This window comes from Streptomyces sp. TAA040 (genome assembly GCF_000424845.1).
The window spans coordinates 79,769-94,704 of record NZ_AUKR01000001.1 but is presented as its reverse complement, the minus strand read 5'-3'; the positions used below and the strand labels follow the sequence as shown (position 1 = coordinate 94,704).

Genomic DNA, 14,936 nt, shown 5'->3' with positions numbered 1-14,936 from the left:
AGGCGCGTATCCGCAGAGGGTCTGGTGTACAACCGGTGCACACGGCGGGGGCTAGCGACGGGTGTGGCTGTGCTGGTGCCGGGGCGGTGTCTCCGGAATGCCTTGGTGCACGGCAATCCCACTTCTTTCGCGATTGTTGAGTCCGTGCGAGTACACGGAGTTCCTGAGCGGCAGCGCACTGGCCCCCAGGATTGGGGCTTCAGGTCCAAGCCTTCGCTTGCGGTTCCCAGATTCGTTGCGTGGCAGTGCCAGTGAGGAGCGGGTCGGCGAAGTCCGTGACGAGGGCGACCAACTCGGTGAGGTTTTCGGGATGGTTTCCGGCTGAGGGACCCTGGCGACGCAGCCAGGCGGTGTACGGAGCTTGACGACGCGTCGGCAGGTCGGTGAGGGCGCTGCTGAGTGGGCGTAGCTGGATGGCTCGGTGTCCGGCGGTCGCGGTGAGGGCATCGATGAGTTCGTTGCCGTCGAGACGGTGCCGGGTGATCAGCTGGTAGAGGTCTGCGTAGTCGCGGTCCCGGGTGTTGAGATCTCCGAGAGCGACGGCAGTGGACAGCTTCTCTGCGATGACGGTCGCGATCGGGTAGCCGTAGAGCGGGAAGGGCGTTCCTTCCAGGGCCTGCGGGTAATCGATCAACTTTGGCTCGGGAGTCACCGGATCGCCGAAGCTGACGTCGAGTTGGAGCTTGAGTCGCGCCCGGCTGAGACTCGCGGCCATGGTCAGGCGGAGTCCGTGGTGTTCGTCGTCCCCACGGATGGGCACGGTGGACAGACTTGTGGGGTCGAAGGCGACCCCGTCGTCGGCCTCGGCGGCGGCGATGGCCGCGATGCGGCGGGTGATCTCGGCTTCGTCACCGGAGAACGAACGGCCGAGGATGTCGATGTCGCGGGTCATGCGACGGGCGCCGAACTGGGCGAGCAGTAGGCCGCCCTTGAGTACGAAGTGCCGGCCACCCTCGGGGTGATTGCCCAACCGGAACAGGAAGCGTTCCAGGACGTATTCGAGCATCAACTGGTCGCTTGGGCGTCCGGTGCGGCGGGCGAGGATGCGCAGGTCGTTGTAGATACGCCCGGCGGTTGTGTCGCGGGTGGGGTGGGGCATCAGGCGAGCACCGCTTCGATGGCTGGGCGGATGGTGGACAGGGCACCGAGTGTCTGAGCGGCTTCCTGAAGGTCGGCGACGCCGCCCTGGCCGTGCCGGCGCAGGTAGCGGTTGAGGGCGCTGAGCGCGAGGGGTCTGCCTGCGGCCCCGCCGAGGCGCATGGCATCCACGACGGAACGTGCGGGGCTGTAGACGGGGACGGTTTCGCCTGGAGCGGCTTCGAACCGGTCCATCGCGTAGCCGAAGGTATCCGCAGCATATTGAGACGTCCGGGTCGCGGGATAGGCGATCGCCGGGCGGTGTGTGCCCCGTGGTACCGCGATGTGCACCTCGTACGGGATGTCGTCGATCAGTTCGTGCAGCGTCAGTGCGGACTCCCCGCATACGATCGCGTGCGGCGCCCGGGTGCAGACTGCGAGGACGTCGACGTGGGCTGTCGGTGCTGCGTCGGCCCGACGGTAGACACCCCGGGAGATCTCCTCGATGTCATCGGCGGAGGCCAAGGTGGCCAGTTCTCGTGGGGGAAGCCCAACGGCGCGGGCCTGGCGCGAGGTGAAGGTCGGAGGCAAGCCCGCCAGGCGTTGCATGAGGCGGTCGGTGGGCTTAGGCATGTACCAAATCCTACCCAGGTCGGCCTGGGTAGGGAAGGATTTGGTACATGCGCCAGGATGCGAAGCGGCGGTCGCCCCCGCTGTAATCACTCTCCGTGATTATCTGTCGAATGCCCCCACAGTCGGCAGCGGGCTGCCCGCCTTTCGTCCCAAGTTTGATCCCGGTGCACTGTCCGGGTGCGCACCCAGGGCCCCGGCAAAGTTGTAGATCATGAGGTCAGGAGGAGGTTGATGGGGCGGTCGGTGTCGCGGGCGTGGTGTCGTGGGCGTGGTGTCGTGGGGCGGCGGCGATGTTCTGGTGGCCGTGGGGCGGAGGAGGGTGATCGCGATGTTTGCGGAGACCTGCCATGACGCGGGGAGCGTTGCCGGTGCGGACCTGGGAGCGGTCCTCGTCGAAGGTGACGTCGCGGACCCAGTGCAGGCGGTTCTCGATTTCCCAGTGGGGCTGCACCCATGTGGCCAGAAGCTCCGGGGGCGCGGTGCGGGCGTCCGTGCTGGTGATCAGGTAGACGATCTCGACCGTCCGTCGGCCCTTGCGGGTCACGGTGCGCCGTAGCTGGGCGACCTGCGCGGCTGTGGTGAAGTCGATCCAGGCCGGCACGTCGACGGCCTTGACCGTGCGGTCGCACGCCGCCCGTGTCCGCGGTCTGTTCTGGTCACGGCGGGTATCCGGGCCCAGGGCAGAGCCTTGAGCCGTGCGTACAACGACTTCTGATTCGCCTTCACGGTCAGGACGTCGTCGGCGCCGGCCTCGGTCAGGAGTGCCGCGGTGGCGTGCTGGGTGTGCAGCGCGTCCATCGTGACCACCGCTCCGTCCAGATCAAGGATCTCCAGCAGGTCCCTGGCCGCGGGAATCTCGTTGCTCTTTTCACGCACTGCGACCTGGCCGAGCACCGCTCCCGGCCCGTGTGCCAGCGCGGCGACCAAGTGCGGGGCCGAGGCGTCACCGCTGCGTGCGCCCCGGACGGTCTTGCCGTCGATCGCGATCACCCGCCGACCCGCGACCAGCGCCGCCCTCGTCGCCGCCCACGTCCCCAGGATCACGTCGAGACGGTCCGCGTCCAGCCTCGCGAACAGGCGCCGCAGCGTCGACTCGTCCACCGAACCCCTTACCAGCCCCAACTGTTTCACGGCCACCGCTCCGGCATCCCGGGCCCACTCCCCGATCGCCGTGAAACCCCGCGCACCGGCCGTCACCGCGCACACCGCGACAGCGATCAGCGCACCCACCGGATGACGGATTCCGCGCCTCCGGCGCGAATCGGGTATCCGGCCGAGCAGGTCGACGCCAGTCTCATGGCTGCGCACGGCCACGCTGGGGTCCGCCAGGCAAGCGCTGTGCTGTGCTGTGCCTCAAGACTCCAGACCGATATCGGGACACAGCCAAGCGACTAGCGCAAGACAGCAACTTTCGAGTGCGTCGCGTGCTCGCCGAGGCCGCCTCCCAAGCGCACTCGCACGGCGTCGGCTTGGCGGAAGAGATCCTCGATCTCCTCGCACGCGACCCTCGTCATAGCGTACGTACCGCAGCCCGTCCACGCCGCCAGGTGTGAGCGGAGCCGAATCCAGGCGTCGCCCGTCGGGCTTCCTCACCTTATCGCCCCGACCGTACTGGGCTATGCCAGGCTCCCGAGGAGTCCGCAGGGCTTCTATGGCCTCCGCTATCGCTCCACGGTCCCGCCGCTCGGCGATCTAAGACAGCGGAGGCCGCTACCCCGGTGTGAGGTAGCGGCCTCCGCTGCTGTTGCTGACGTCACGTCGGAGACTTGGCCGGGCGGTGCACACGCGGTGCACGAGGGGGTGGAAAGCCAGTGGTGACAGTGAGAACTCTTGAGAAGAGTTTCCGCAGGTCACAGCTTGCTTCCAGGGCTGCCGCCCAGGTCGCCCGAGCTCGGCTCTCAGATGTCGAAGTAGAGCTCGAACTCGTGGGGGTGCGGGCGGAGCTGCATCGGGGCGATCTCGTTGGTCCGCTTGTAGTCGATCCAGGTCTCGATCAGGTCCGGGGTGAAGACACCGCCCGCGAGCAGGTACTCGTGGTCGGCCTCCAGCGCCTCCAGCACGGCCGGCAGTGAGGTGGGCACCTGCGGGACGCCCGCGTGCTCCTCGGGGGCCAGCTCGTAGAGGTCCTTGTCGACCGGCTCGGCGGGCTCGATCTTGTTCTTGATGCCGTCCAGGCCGGCCATCAGGAGCGCCGAGAACGCCAGGTACGGGTTGGAGGACGGGTCCGGGGCGCGGAACTCGATGCGCTTGGCCTTCGGGTTCGCCCCGGTGATCGGGATGCGGATCGCAGCCGAGCGGTTCCGCTGCGAGTAGACCAGGTTGACCGGTGCCTCGAAGCCGGGCACCAGGCGGTGGTACGAGTTCACCGTCGGGTTGGTGAAGGCCAGCAGCGAGGGAGCGTGCTTGAGGATGCCGCCGATGTAGTAGCGGGCGGTGTCCGAGAGGCCCGCGTAGCCCTGCTCGTCGTAGAACAGCGGCTCGCCGCCGCTCCACAGCGACTGGTGGCAGTGCATGCCGGAGCCGTTGTCGCCGAAGATCGGCTTGGGCATGAAGGTCGCGGTCTTGCCGTTGCGCCAGGCGACGTTCTTCACGATGTACTTGAAGAGCATCAGGTCATCGGCCGCGGCGAGCAGCGTGTTGAACTTGTAGTTGATCTCCGCCTGGCCGGCGGTGCCCACCTCGTGGTGCTGGCGCTCGACTTCGAGGCCGGACTCGGCCAGTTCCAGGCTGATCTCGGCGCGCAGGTCGGCGAAGTGGTCGACCGGCGGGGCGGGGAAGTAGCCGCCCTTGTAGCGGACCTTGTAGCCGCGGTTGCCGCCGTCCTCGATGGCGCCGGTGTTCCAGGCGCCCGCCTCGGAGTCGATGTGGTAGTAGCCGGCGTTCGCCTTGGTCTCGAAGCGGACGTCGTCGAAGACGTAGAACTCCGCCTCGGGGCCGAAGAAGGCGGTGTCGGCGATCCCGGAGGACGCGAGGTATGCCTCGGCCTTCTTCGCCACGTTCCGCGGGTCGCGGCTGTACTGCTCGCCGGTGATCGGGTCGTGGATGAAGAAGTTGATGTTGAGCGTCTTGTCCTTGCGGAACGCGTCCACACGCGCCGTGGACAGGTCCGGGACGAGCGCCATGTCGGACTCGTGAATGGCCTGGAACCCGCGGATCGACGAGCCGTCGAACATCAGGTTCTCGGCCGGGTCGAACGACTCGGCCGGGACGGTGAAGTGCTGCATGATGCCCGGCAGGTCACAGAAGCGGACGTCGACGAACTTGACGTCGTTCTCCGTGATGAAGCTCTTTACCTCGTCGGCGTTCTGGAACATCCAAGTCCTCCTAGTCCCGCCGCGAGGGGACGGGATTGCTTAAGATCGCAGCCCAGTGCGGTGGCCCGCATATCCGACCCTAGGCATGCGGCATTTCTCGAGCATGACCCAATTGTTTCGCCAACGTTAACCGGACGCGCCGTCCGCCGGGCCGGGGTATCAGCAGGTCGGGCCGCCGCGGACGGTTCCGGTGAGCGCCGGCGGCTGCCGGGGGCGCCCGGCGACCCGCTACCGTGGACGGGTGGACAACAGGCAGGCATGGGGATCGTGGCTCTCCGGCCCCCGCGCGGCGGCCGAGGGCATGGGAGCGGACTTCGGGTACCGCGGCGAGCGGCTGGGGCTGCCCGAGGAGGGCCCCGGCTCGATCGCGCCGTTCGGCCGCCGGCTCGCGGCGCTCTGCGTCGACTGGCTGCTGAGCCTGGTCATCGCCTACGGGCTGCTGTCGGACGACGGCGTCAGCGGGACGGGGAACTGGGCACTGGCCGTGTTCGGCGTGATGGCCTTCCTGACCGTCGGCACCGTCGGCTGCACCCCGGGCAAGCGGCTGCTCGGGCTGCGGGTCCTCGCCGTCGACGGGGGGCGCCTCTCCCTCCCCCGGGTGCTGCTGCGCACGGCGCTGCTGGTCCTCGCCGTTCCCGCGCTGGTGTGGGACCGCGACACCCGCGGACTGCACGACCGGCTCGCGGGCGCCGTCCAGATCCGCGTCTGAGCCCAGTAATTCGCGTCCGAGCCCTCGGGGCGAACGGAGGCAGCCACCGCAGTCTCGGAGACGTCCCCCGCCGCGGGGCCCCGCGGCCGGGCACCGTCCCGCGGCGTTCGCCCGCACCCGCCCCGGACGGCCGCAGGGCGGGGCCCTGCGGCCGTCCGGGGCGCCCGTGGCGGCGCGTATACGAGACAGGACCGGGAGATCGAGCCTCAGCGGCCGCTGGGCCCCCCCTTGGGGAGCCGCATGCCCTTGGGTAGCGGCCCCTTCGGCAGGGGCATGTTGCTCATCAGGTCCCCCAGTGCCCGCAGCCGGTCGTTCACCTCCGTGACCTGCGACCCGGGAAGCGTCCGCGGCTTCTTGACGATGGTGGTGCGCAGCTTCCGCAGCGGCACCTGCCCCTCGCCGTCGCCGACGACCACGTCATGCACCGGTACGTCGCCCAGGACCCTGGTCATCTTGCGCTTCTCGGAGGCCAGCATGCCGCGCACCCGGTTGGGGTTGCCCTCCGCCACGAGGACGACACCCGGCCGTCCCACCGCGCGGTGCACCACGTCCTGCTGCCGGTTCATCGCGACCGCCGGGGTGACCGACCAGCCCCGTCCGATGTTGTCCAGCACCGCGGCCGCCGCACCCGGCTGGCCCTCCATCTGCCCGAAGGCCGCCCGCTCGGCACGCCGTCCGAAGACGATTGCCATCGCGAGGAAGGCCAGCAGGAAGCCCAGGACGCCCAGGTAGATCGGATGCCCGAGCAGGAAGCCGATCCCGAGGACAGCGCCAAAGGTGACCAGCCCCACGCCGAGCAGGATGAACCCGATCCAGCGATCGGACCGCCGGGCCATCTTGTACGTCAGGGCGATCTGCTTGAGCCGCCCTGGATTCTCGGATTTTTCCTTCCTCGCCATACGAGGGAGTTTACGTGGCCGCGGAAGCGCCTCCGGCCGCGGCCTCCAGGACGTGCTCCGCCGCGACCCGGTCCCGGGCGCGGCGGCGGTCCTCCTGGACCGCCGTCCAGGCGTTGCGGCGGGCCGTGCTCTGCCCGCGGCCCAGCAGGGCGACCTCCAGCGTGCGCAGCGTGTCGGCGAAGGTCGGGCGAACGGGGGCGGCAGCCTGCATGGTGATGTCCCCTCCGAGGGCGTGAACGGTCCGTGTAGCCATCGTCACCGAACGGTGTTACCGCCGCGTGACCGAGCGGTCAAAATCACTCCACCGTCTTGAGGCCCCCCGGGCGGCCGGTACCGGCCGCCCGGGGGGGCGCGTGGTTACGCGGCGTCGACCGCGCGGCGGCGGTCGAGCGCCTGCCGGTACAGCCGGCCGGCCCGGTAGGACGAGCGGACCAGCGGCCCGGACATCACACCCGCATAGCCGATCTCCTCGGCCTCCTGCTGGAGCTCGACGAACTCGTGCGGCTTCACCCAGCGCTCCACCGGGTGGTGGCGTGGAGTGGGACGCAGGTACTGGGTGATGGTCATCAGCTCGCAGCCGGCCTCGTGCATGTCGCGCAGGGCCTGGCTGACCTCCTCGCGGGTCTCGCCCAGGCCGAGGATCAGGTTGGACTTGGTGACCAGTCCGGCGTCGCGGGCCCGGGTGAGCACGTCCAGCGAGCGCTCGTAGCGGAAGGCGGGACGAATCCGCTTGAAGATGCGCGGCACCGTCTCGACGTTGTGGGCCAGCACCTCGGGACGCGAGGAGAAGACCTCGGCGAGCTGGTCGGGCTCCGCGTTGAAGTCGGGGATGAGCAGCTCGACGCCGGTCTCCGGCATCCGGGCGTGGATCTGGCGGACGGTCTCGGCGTACAGCCAGGACCCGCCGTCCTCCAGGTCGTCGCGGGCCACGCCGGTGATGGTGGCGTAGCGCAGTTCCATCTGCTCGACGGATTCGGCCACCCGGCGCGGCTCGTCCCGGTCGAGTTCGGCCGGTTTGCCCGTGTCGATCTGGCAGAAGTCGCAGCGGCGGGTGCACTGCTCGCCGCCGATGAGGAAGGTGGCCTCGCGGTCCTCCCAGCACTCGAAGATGTTGGGGCAGCCCGCCTCCTGGCACACCGTGTGCAGGCCCTCGCGCTTGACCAGGCTCTGGAGCGCGTTGTACTCCGGCCCCATCTTGGCGCGGGTCTTGATCCACTCGGGTTTGCGCTCGATGGGGGTCTGGCTGTTGCGGACCTCCAGGCGGAGCATCTTGCGACCGTCGGGTGCGACAGCGGACACGTCCGGCTCCTAAAACTTTCGATTCATCGGCGTACACCAGCGTACGCCCACCTGTCCTCCCGCTCCTCACCCCCGGTGACCCGGGGGAAACAAGGCGGGGTCTGCTGTTTTCCGCCGCCACCGGCCTTGCCCTGTGCGTCCGCCCGCCGGGTGCGTCCCGTCGGCCGCCCGTCGAGGCGCGGTGCACCGGAGGTCTTACCGGTCACACGGCGCGCGGCGGTGCCGCCTCGGTCTCCAGGACGGCGGTGAGGTGCTTCTCCACGACCGGGAGGACGTCGGCCACCGGCACGGTGCGGCCCAGCTCGGCTGAGAGGGAGCTCACACCGGCGTCCGTGATCCCACAGGGCACGATCCGATCGAAGGAGGTGTTGTCGGGGTCGCAGTTCAGGGCGAAGCCGTGCATGGTGACGCCCTTGGCGACCCGGATACCGACGGCGGCGAGCTTGCGGTCCTCGCCGCGCTGGCCGGCGTTGGAGGGCGCGTAGCCGGGGCCCATCAGCCGGGGGTCGTAGTCCTCGTTCTCGCGGAGGCGGGGGTCGAAGTCCAGCGCGAGGCCGGTCGGCGCGGGCCGCTCCGCGAGCGGGTCGCCGAGCACCCAGACGCCGCTGCGGCCCTCGATCCGGGTCGTCTCCAGTCCGAACTCGGCGCAGCTGCGGATGAGCGCCTCCTCCAGCCTGCGGACGTGGGCGACCACGTCCACCGGGCGCGGGAGCTTCAGGATCGGGTACCCGACGAGCTGGCCGGGGCCGTGCCAGGTGATCTTGCCGCCACGGTCGACGTCGACGACGGGGGTGCCGTCCAGCGGGCGCTCACTGTCGGAGGTGCGGCGGCCCGCGGTGTAGACGGCCCGGTGTTCCAGGAGCAGGCAGGTGTCCTCGATCTCGTCGGCGAACCGGGCCGCGTGCACCTCGCGCTGGCGCTGCCAGGCGGCCGAGTACTCCACCGCCTCGTTCCCGAAGCCCAGGTGGACAAAGCGCAGCTCGCTCACGGCCGCTTCCCTTCTCGGTCTCCCGGTCCGGCCGGGCGGCGGGCTCCGGCCGGTTCCACGGCCCGGACGGTCCGACGTCCCGGGGCGGGCTGTCCGCCGCCCGGTCTCCTCGCCCACTGTACGACCGGGCACAGGCAGGTACCCATGGGCCCGGGGCCGGCGACGCTCTCACACGTATGAGTGATTACCGGGCCAACAGGGCGAAGAGCGTGAGTCAGACCGTTACATTCACGCCGTTCCACCAGGGCGCCCCGGCGCCTGTCAAAGCCGACGGGCAGGAGACCGCACAGCCGATGACGACGGAACGACCCGGGGGCCGGCCCTCCCAGCAGCGCAGTCCCAACCGTCAGCTCGCCGCGCTCATTTCGGAGGCCGGCTTCTCCAACGCCGGACTGGCCCGGCGCGTGGACCAACTCGGGCTGGAGCACGGACTGGACCTCCGGTACGACAAGACATCGGTGACCCGGTGGCTGCGCGGGCAGCAGCCCCGCGGCACCACGCCCGCCCTGATCGCCGAGGTCTTCACCCGGCGGCTGGGGAGACGGCTGTGCGCCCAGGACCTGGGACTGGACGCCTGCCCGCCGGTCTACGCGGGTCTGGAGTTCGCGGCGAGTCCCGCCGAGGCGGTGGCCATCGTGGGCGGGCTCTGGCGGAAGGACTCGGGCAGCCACGGCGACCTGCGCAAGATCGCCTTCACCCCGGCCGGTCTGGTGGTGCCGAGCCGCGACTGGCTGATCGGCCGTTCCGACGAGCGCGTGGCACGGGGCGGGCAGCCGGAGGGTCACCGCGTTCCCCCGCAGGGCCGCGGCCCGCTCGCGCCGCGGGGGCGGGCCGACCCGGCCGAGCAGGTCGAGCGCGCCCCCGGGCAGCGGGTGACCGCCGGCGACGTCACCGCGCTGCGCTCGGTGGCCGAACTGTTCCGCGGTCTGGACAATACCTACGGCGGCGGGCACGCCCGGCAGGCGCTGGTCCGGTACCTGGAGCACGAGGCGGAGCCGATGCTGCGCGGCAGCTACGGCGAGCAGTTGGGGCGGCAGCTGTTCGCCGCCGCCGCCGGCCTGACGCGGCTGGCCGGCTGGACGGCGTACGACATCGCGGCGCACGGGCTGGCCCAGCGGTACTTCGTGCAGGCGCTGCGGTTGTCGCAGGCGGCCGGCGAGCGGATGTACGGCAGCTACGTGCTGGTGACGATGAGCCGGCAGGCGGTCTACCTGGGCCACGGCCGGGAGGCGGTGCAGTTGGCCCGGGTCGCTCAGCAGGGCGTGGGTGCCTCGGCGCCGCCGGTGGTCCAGTCGCTGCTGCACTCCGCCGAGGCACGGGGCCACGGCGTACTGGGCGAGGTCCGGGCGTGCACGGCCTCGCTGGCGCGAGCGGAGCGTGCCCTGGAGGCGGCCCGGCCGGGTGAGGAGGTGCCGCACTGGGCGAGGTTCTTCGACGAGTCGCAGCTGGCCGACGAGTTCGGCCACTGCCACCGGGACCTGCTCCAGTACCGTGCCGCCGCCCAGCACGCGGAGCGGTCGCTCCAGTTGCGCGGGGCCGGGTACGCGCGCAGCCGGTTGTTCTGCCGGGTGGTGCTGGCGACGGCGCGTCTGGGTCTCGGTGAGATCGAGCAGGCCTGCTCCCTGGGCGCCGAGGCGGCGCAGGCCGCGGCGGAGATGCGGTCGGTGCGGGCGCACGAGTACGTGCGCGACTTCGAGCGGCGGTTGGAGCCCTACCGGGACGCCGCGCCGGTGCGGGGCTACCGCGACCGGGTGGCGGCGCTGGGCTGACCGGGAGGCGCGGGCGGCGGACGGGTTCACGCGGGTGCGGGGCGGGGCTGCACCCGTACCCGCACCGGCACCGGCGAGGCGACCGGCGGGCTCCGCCCGCCGGCGGGGTCCCGGAACGCGCCCGCGCACTCTTGCGTGCGGAGCCGGTGTCGACTTGGATACGGCTCTATGGCATGAGCACTCTCGGCTCTCCCGAGAGCGCTCTCGTCCATGTCCCCCAAGGAACAGCGCGACCTGTCATGCCCACTGGCCCCCCAACCAGAAGGACATCCATGTCACAGCACACCCCTGCCCGCCGTCCCGGTCGCCGCAGGCCCCTCGCCCTCGCCGCAGCCACGGCCGCTCTGGCCCTGCTCCCCGCCCTCTCCGGCACGGCCCAGGCCGCCGACCCCGCGCCCGGCTCCGACGCCGGTCCGTCCGCGGCCCCCACCGCCGCCGAACTGCGCCTCGCCGACAGCCTGGTCGACCGGCTCGGCGCCCGGACGACCGGTTCCTTCCTGCACCCCGAGACGGGCCGGCTGACCGTCAACGTCACCGACGCCACGTCCGCGGAGCAGGTGCGGAAGGCGGGGGCGGAGCCCAGAAAGGTCGCACGCGGGGCCGCCGAACTCGCCCGGGCCGCGGACACCCTGGAGAGCGAGGTGCAGATACCCGGCACCTCGTGGGGCACCGACCCGGTGACCAACCGGGTGGAGGTGCAGGCGGACGAAACCGTCTCCGCGCACGAGCTGGCGCGGTTGGAGGAGGTCGTGGACGGCCTCGACGGAGCCGCGGAGGTGACCCGCGTCGAAGGCGCCTTCACCCCCGAGGTGAACGGCGGCGACGCGATCTACACCGGCGGCAGCCGCTGCTCGGCGGCCTTCAACGTAGCCAAGAACGGCGTCAGGTACTTCCTGACGGCCGGCCACTGCACCAACATCGCGGCCAACTGGTCCGCGTCCTCGGGCGGCCACACCATCGGTGTCCGGGAGGGGACCAGCTTCCCCACCAACGACTACGGGATCGTCCGCTACACCGACGGCTCCCAGGCGCCCGGCCACGTCAACCTCTACAACGGCTCGTTCCAGGACATCGCCCGGGCGGCGAACCCGGTCGCCGGGCAGGCGATCAGCAAGAGCGGCAGCACCACCGGCGTGACCAGCGGCACGGTGACGGCCACCAACGTGACCATCAACTACTCACAGGGCAGCGTGTACGGCATGGTGCGCACCAACCTCTGCTCCGCCGGAGGTGACAGCGGCGGCGCCCACTTCCGCAGCGACGTCGCCTACGGCATCCACTCCGGTGGCACCGGTTCGTGCGTCAACGGCGTCGGCGGGGCGATCTTCCAGCCCGTCACGGAGGCACTGAACGTCTACGGCGTCAGCGTCTACTGAGCGGCGGCACCGCGAGGGGTGGTGGCCGGTGCGGCGCGCGGCGCCGGGCCGGCCACCACCGGCACCCGCGGGGCCCGCACGAGGCCGCGACGGCCACGCGCGGGCCCGGTCGCGGGCGTCAGCCGCCGAGCCGGCTCTCGGCGGCGGCGAGGATCTCCGTCACCCGGAGCGCGAACCGGACGTCGCAGGGGTGCTGCTCCGCGTCCAGCAGCGCGTCCACCGCCCGCGCGAAGGCCACCGTCGGGGGATCGTCGCGCTCCGTCATCCGCGCGACACCGGCGGTTCCGCGCAGCTCGGCCACCACCCCGGCCGCCGCGGGCGGCATCGAGTGGCTGACCAGCACGGTGCTGGACGCTCCGTCGAGGTGCCGCAGCACCAGGTGGACGGTGTCCCCGGGGCCGCGGACGGCCGTCAGCACGCCGGGCTCGTCGAGGTCGCCGAGGTCGCCGAGCACCGGGAGCAGTACCGACAGGGCGTGCGGGCCGATGTCCCACAGGGCGCCCTTCTCCTGCCGCCAGGGGGAGGCGGCGTACGGGGAGTCGGCGCCGCCGAAGACCGGGGAGTACCAGTCGGCCCGCCCCACCGTCCAGCCGCCGTTCACCGTCTGCTCGGCCAGCCAGCGGGCGGAGTCCGGGGCGAAACGGAGAGTGAAGAAGACGACCGAGCGCACGCCGCCGCGCTCCACCGCCGCGACCACCTCGCGGGCGCCCGCCGGAGTGGTGGCGAGCGGCTTGTCGAGCAGCAGGTGCTTCCCCGCCTCCGCCGCACGGACCGCGAGGGGCGCCTGCACGTCCGGCGGGAGGGCGACGGCCACGGCGTCGCAGTCGGCCAGCAGGGCGTCGACCGACGGGTAGGGCCGGGTGCCGTGGCGTTCGGCCACGGCTGCCGCTGCCTCCGGCCGGCGACCCCAGACGCCGGCGAGCTCCGCGTGCGGGTGGACGGCGAGCGCCGCGGCGTGGGTGTGCTCGGCCCAGTGGCCGGCCCCCAGCAGTCCGAACCTCATGCCGCGGCTCCGATCCGGTCCGCACCGGCGGCACGCGAAGGGGGTTCGGGCGCGCTCCGGGCAGCGTGGGAACGGCGCCCGGCGGTCGGCGCCGCGCGGTCGGGGGTGGAGTGGGGCACGGTGGTCCTCCCGGTTCAGTCGGAGCCCCCAGCCTAGGCGGGCCCGCGCCCTCGTCGGACGGGCGCGCGGTGTCGACGGCACCGAGCCGACTGCCAAGCTGCGTTCGAGGGCGAAGACCGTGGCCGACGGTGCCGAGCCCGGCGTGTGGGGCTTCGACGGGTCCAGCACCGACCAGGCCACCGGGCACGCCCCGGTCCCGGTGGAGAAGAAGGGCCGCATCGAGGGCCGGCGCCCCCTCGCGAACGTCGACCCGTACCTCGTGACCCGGCTGGTGGTGGCCACCGTGTGCACCGAGCCGGCTCGCTCGCCCTGGTCTGACCCGCCCGCGGCAGGGACCGCCGGAGCGTCGCCCTCGCGCGGGAGGGGCCCGGACCCGCCGTCCGGGCCCCTCCTGGCGTGCCGGGGCCGGTCAGGCGGCGGGTGTCCGCCGCCGGGCGAGCGCGCCCAGCAGCAGATCGACGGCCAGGAACACCGCGAGTCCGAGTCCCAGCAACGGGACGAACCAACCGGCCAGCAGCGTCACCACTCCCAGCGGAAGCCACCAGACCGGCGGCAGCCGACGCAGCGAACCGCGCGGCCGGGCACTGCCGAAGGACAGCAGGCCGTCCCGGTCGGGGCGGCGCAGCCACCACATCCGGTATCCGAGCACGATCAGCACACAGAGCGAGACGGCGAGCGCCAGCAGCAGGATCTGGTTGGCCAGGCCGAACAACAGGCCCTGGTGGCCGTCGATCCCCCAGCGGGTCAGTTTGGCGAGCACCGGGTGGTCGGCAAAGGCCAGGCGGTCGGTGACCTCTCCGCTCGCCGAATCCACCGCCACCTGGTCCAGACGCTGCGGGAACTGCTTGTCGATCTGCTGGACCAGGTAGGCGCCCGGGGTGCCGTCCTCGGCCGTCGGCGGCGGCACGATCTCCACCGGGCCGTCCAGCCCCTCCTCCTCGCGGGCCACCGCGAGCACGCGGTCCAGGTCGATCATCGGGTGCCGGGCCGCGGGACCGTCCGCGTCCGCGCCGTGTCCGGCATGGGCCGCGTGCCCGCCACCCTCGGTGGAGAGGACCGGTGTGGCGCCGCCGAGTCGCTCCTTGAGCGCGCCGATGTTCTCGCCCGTCCACGTGGACCAGGTGAGGCCGGTGGCCGAGAGCAGCAGCAGTCCGAGCGCCGCCCAGAGACCGAGGGTGCCGTGCAGGGCCAGGGTGCGGCGGCGTCCACTCGTCCCGCGCAGCCTCCGGCCGGCCCTGCGCCGGCCCCACCACAGGACGAGCCCACCGAGCGCCACGACGCCCAGCCAACTGGCGGCGGTCTCGCTGTAGAAGCGGCCCGGTTCACCGAGGTGCAGGTGCCGGTGCAGTTCGGAGGTCCAGGCGCGGAACGGCAGCGCCCCGGAACTCCCGTAGCTGGCAAGGGCGCCGGCCACCTCGGCGGTGTACGGGTCGACGAAGACGGCCAGCGCCCGGTCCTCCGGCACCGAGGGGTCGGAGAGGATCACCCGGGTGGTGGCACCGGGCTCGGACGAGGGCCGGACCGCGGTGAGCTCACCGTCCGGGTGTGCGGCGCGTGCCGCCTCCACCTGACGGGTGAGCGGAAGCGCGGCGTCCTGGGCCGGAACGGTCAGTTGGTCGGCGTAGAGCACCTTCTCGATCTGGAACGAGGCCGCGTACAGCCCACCGGTGACGGCGGCCACCAGCAGGAACGGGGCTATCAGCACGCCGGCGTAGAAATGCAGACGCAGGGTCATGCCGCGCAGCGCGG

Annotated in this window: 14 protein-coding genes; 3 read left to right on the top strand and 11 right to left on the bottom strand. The window is 71.7% G+C overall.

Going from position 1 to position 14,936, the window contains the following annotated elements; translation table 11 throughout:
- Window positions 1–199: 199 nt before the first annotated feature.
- The 5 genes from H300_RS0100420 to glnA form a co-directional block, all read right to left on the bottom strand.
- The gene (locus H300_RS0100420; protein WP_028425813.1) at window positions 200–1,099 is read right to left on the bottom strand and encodes a nucleotidyl transferase AbiEii/AbiGii toxin family protein; all 900 of its coding nucleotides are present in this window, start codon (window positions 1,097–1,099) and stop codon (window positions 200–202) included.
- On the bottom strand, window positions 1,099–1,710 hold the full coding sequence (locus tag H300_RS0100415; protein ID WP_051269234.1) for a type IV toxin-antitoxin system AbiEi family antitoxin domain-containing protein: 612 nt from the start codon (window positions 1,708–1,710) through the stop codon (window positions 1,099–1,101). The genes H300_RS0100420 and H300_RS0100415 overlap by 1 nt, the downstream gene beginning before the upstream one ends.
- 217 nt (window positions 1,711–1,927) lie before the next feature.
- The gene (locus tag H300_RS32025) at window positions 1,928–2,254 is read right to left on the bottom strand and encodes a transposase (protein WP_486583460.1); all 327 of its coding nucleotides are present in this window, start codon (window positions 2,252–2,254) and stop codon (window positions 1,928–1,930) included.
- Window positions 2,251–2,940, bottom strand: coding sequence for an ISAs1 family transposase (locus H300_RS24265; RefSeq protein WP_486583413.1), 690 nt, complete (start codon window positions 2,938–2,940; stop codon window positions 2,251–2,253). The genes H300_RS32025 and H300_RS24265 overlap by 4 nt, the downstream gene beginning before the upstream one ends.
- A gap of 668 nt (window positions 2,941–3,608) precedes the next feature.
- The gene (gene glnA / locus H300_RS0100400; protein WP_028425811.1) at window positions 3,609–5,024 is read right to left on the bottom strand and encodes a type I glutamate--ammonia ligase; all 1,416 of its coding nucleotides are present in this window, start codon (window positions 5,022–5,024) and stop codon (window positions 3,609–3,611) included.
- A gap of 241 nt (window positions 5,025–5,265) precedes the next feature.
- On the opposite strand from glnA, the gene H300_RS0100395 reads away from it, so the two are divergent.
- Entirely contained in the window at window positions 5,266–5,733 is a 468-nt protein-coding gene (locus H300_RS0100395; protein WP_037978828.1) for an RDD family protein, read from the top strand.
- A 206-nt stretch (window positions 5,734–5,939) separates the two neighbouring features.
- On the opposite strand, the gene H300_RS0100390 is transcribed toward H300_RS0100395, so the two are convergent.
- The 4 genes from H300_RS0100390 to lipB form a co-directional block, all read right to left on the bottom strand.
- Window positions 5,940–6,632 (bottom strand): DUF4191 domain-containing protein, encoded by a 693-nt coding sequence (locus tag H300_RS0100390; RefSeq protein ID WP_028425809.1) that lies wholly within the window; start codon window positions 6,630–6,632, stop codon window positions 5,940–5,942.
- Between the two features lie 10 nt (window positions 6,633–6,642).
- Window positions 6,643–6,843 (bottom strand): hypothetical protein, encoded by a 201-nt coding sequence (locus tag H300_RS0100385; RefSeq protein WP_028425808.1) that lies wholly within the window; start codon window positions 6,841–6,843, stop codon window positions 6,643–6,645.
- A 146-nt stretch (window positions 6,844–6,989) separates the two neighbouring features.
- Window positions 6,990–7,931, bottom strand: a complete 942-nt coding sequence (gene lipA / locus H300_RS0100380) for a lipoyl synthase (RefSeq protein WP_028425807.1) — start codon at window positions 7,929–7,931, stop codon at window positions 6,990–6,992.
- Window positions 7,932–8,133: 202 nt separating this feature from the next.
- Window positions 8,134–8,919 carry a lipoyl(octanoyl) transferase LipB gene (gene lipB / locus H300_RS0100375; RefSeq protein ID WP_028425806.1) on the bottom strand — a complete coding sequence of 262 codons (786 nt, stop codon included), beginning with the start codon at window positions 8,917–8,919 and terminating at the stop codon, window positions 8,134–8,136.
- Window positions 8,920–9,212: 293 nt separating this feature from the next.
- On the opposite strand from lipB, the gene H300_RS0100370 reads away from it, so the two are divergent.
- The gene (locus H300_RS0100370; protein ID WP_028425805.1) at window positions 9,213–10,688 is read left to right on the top strand and encodes an NsdA family TPR-like regulatory protein; all 1,476 of its coding nucleotides are present in this window, start codon (window positions 9,213–9,215) and stop codon (window positions 10,686–10,688) included.
- A 272-nt stretch (window positions 10,689–10,960) separates the two neighbouring features.
- The gene (locus H300_RS0100365; RefSeq protein WP_028425804.1) at window positions 10,961–12,064 is read left to right on the top strand and encodes an alpha-lytic protease prodomain-containing protein; all 1,104 of its coding nucleotides are present in this window, start codon (window positions 10,961–10,963) and stop codon (window positions 12,062–12,064) included.
- Window positions 12,065–12,182: 118 nt separating this feature from the next.
- Here the strand turns inward: H300_RS0100365 and H300_RS0100360 are convergent, their stop codons facing one another.
- Both H300_RS0100360 and H300_RS0100355 read right to left on the bottom strand, forming a co-directional pair.
- On the bottom strand, window positions 12,183–13,067 hold the full coding sequence (locus tag H300_RS0100360) for a Gfo/Idh/MocA family protein (protein ID WP_028425803.1): 885 nt from the start codon (window positions 13,065–13,067) through the stop codon (window positions 12,183–12,185).
- Window positions 13,068–13,596: 529 nt separating this feature from the next.
- On the bottom strand, window positions 13,597–14,922 hold the full coding sequence (locus H300_RS0100355; protein WP_486583412.1) for a PepSY-associated TM helix domain-containing protein: 1,326 nt from the start codon (window positions 14,920–14,922) through the stop codon (window positions 13,597–13,599).
- Between the last annotated feature and the right edge of the window lie 14 nt (window positions 14,923–14,936).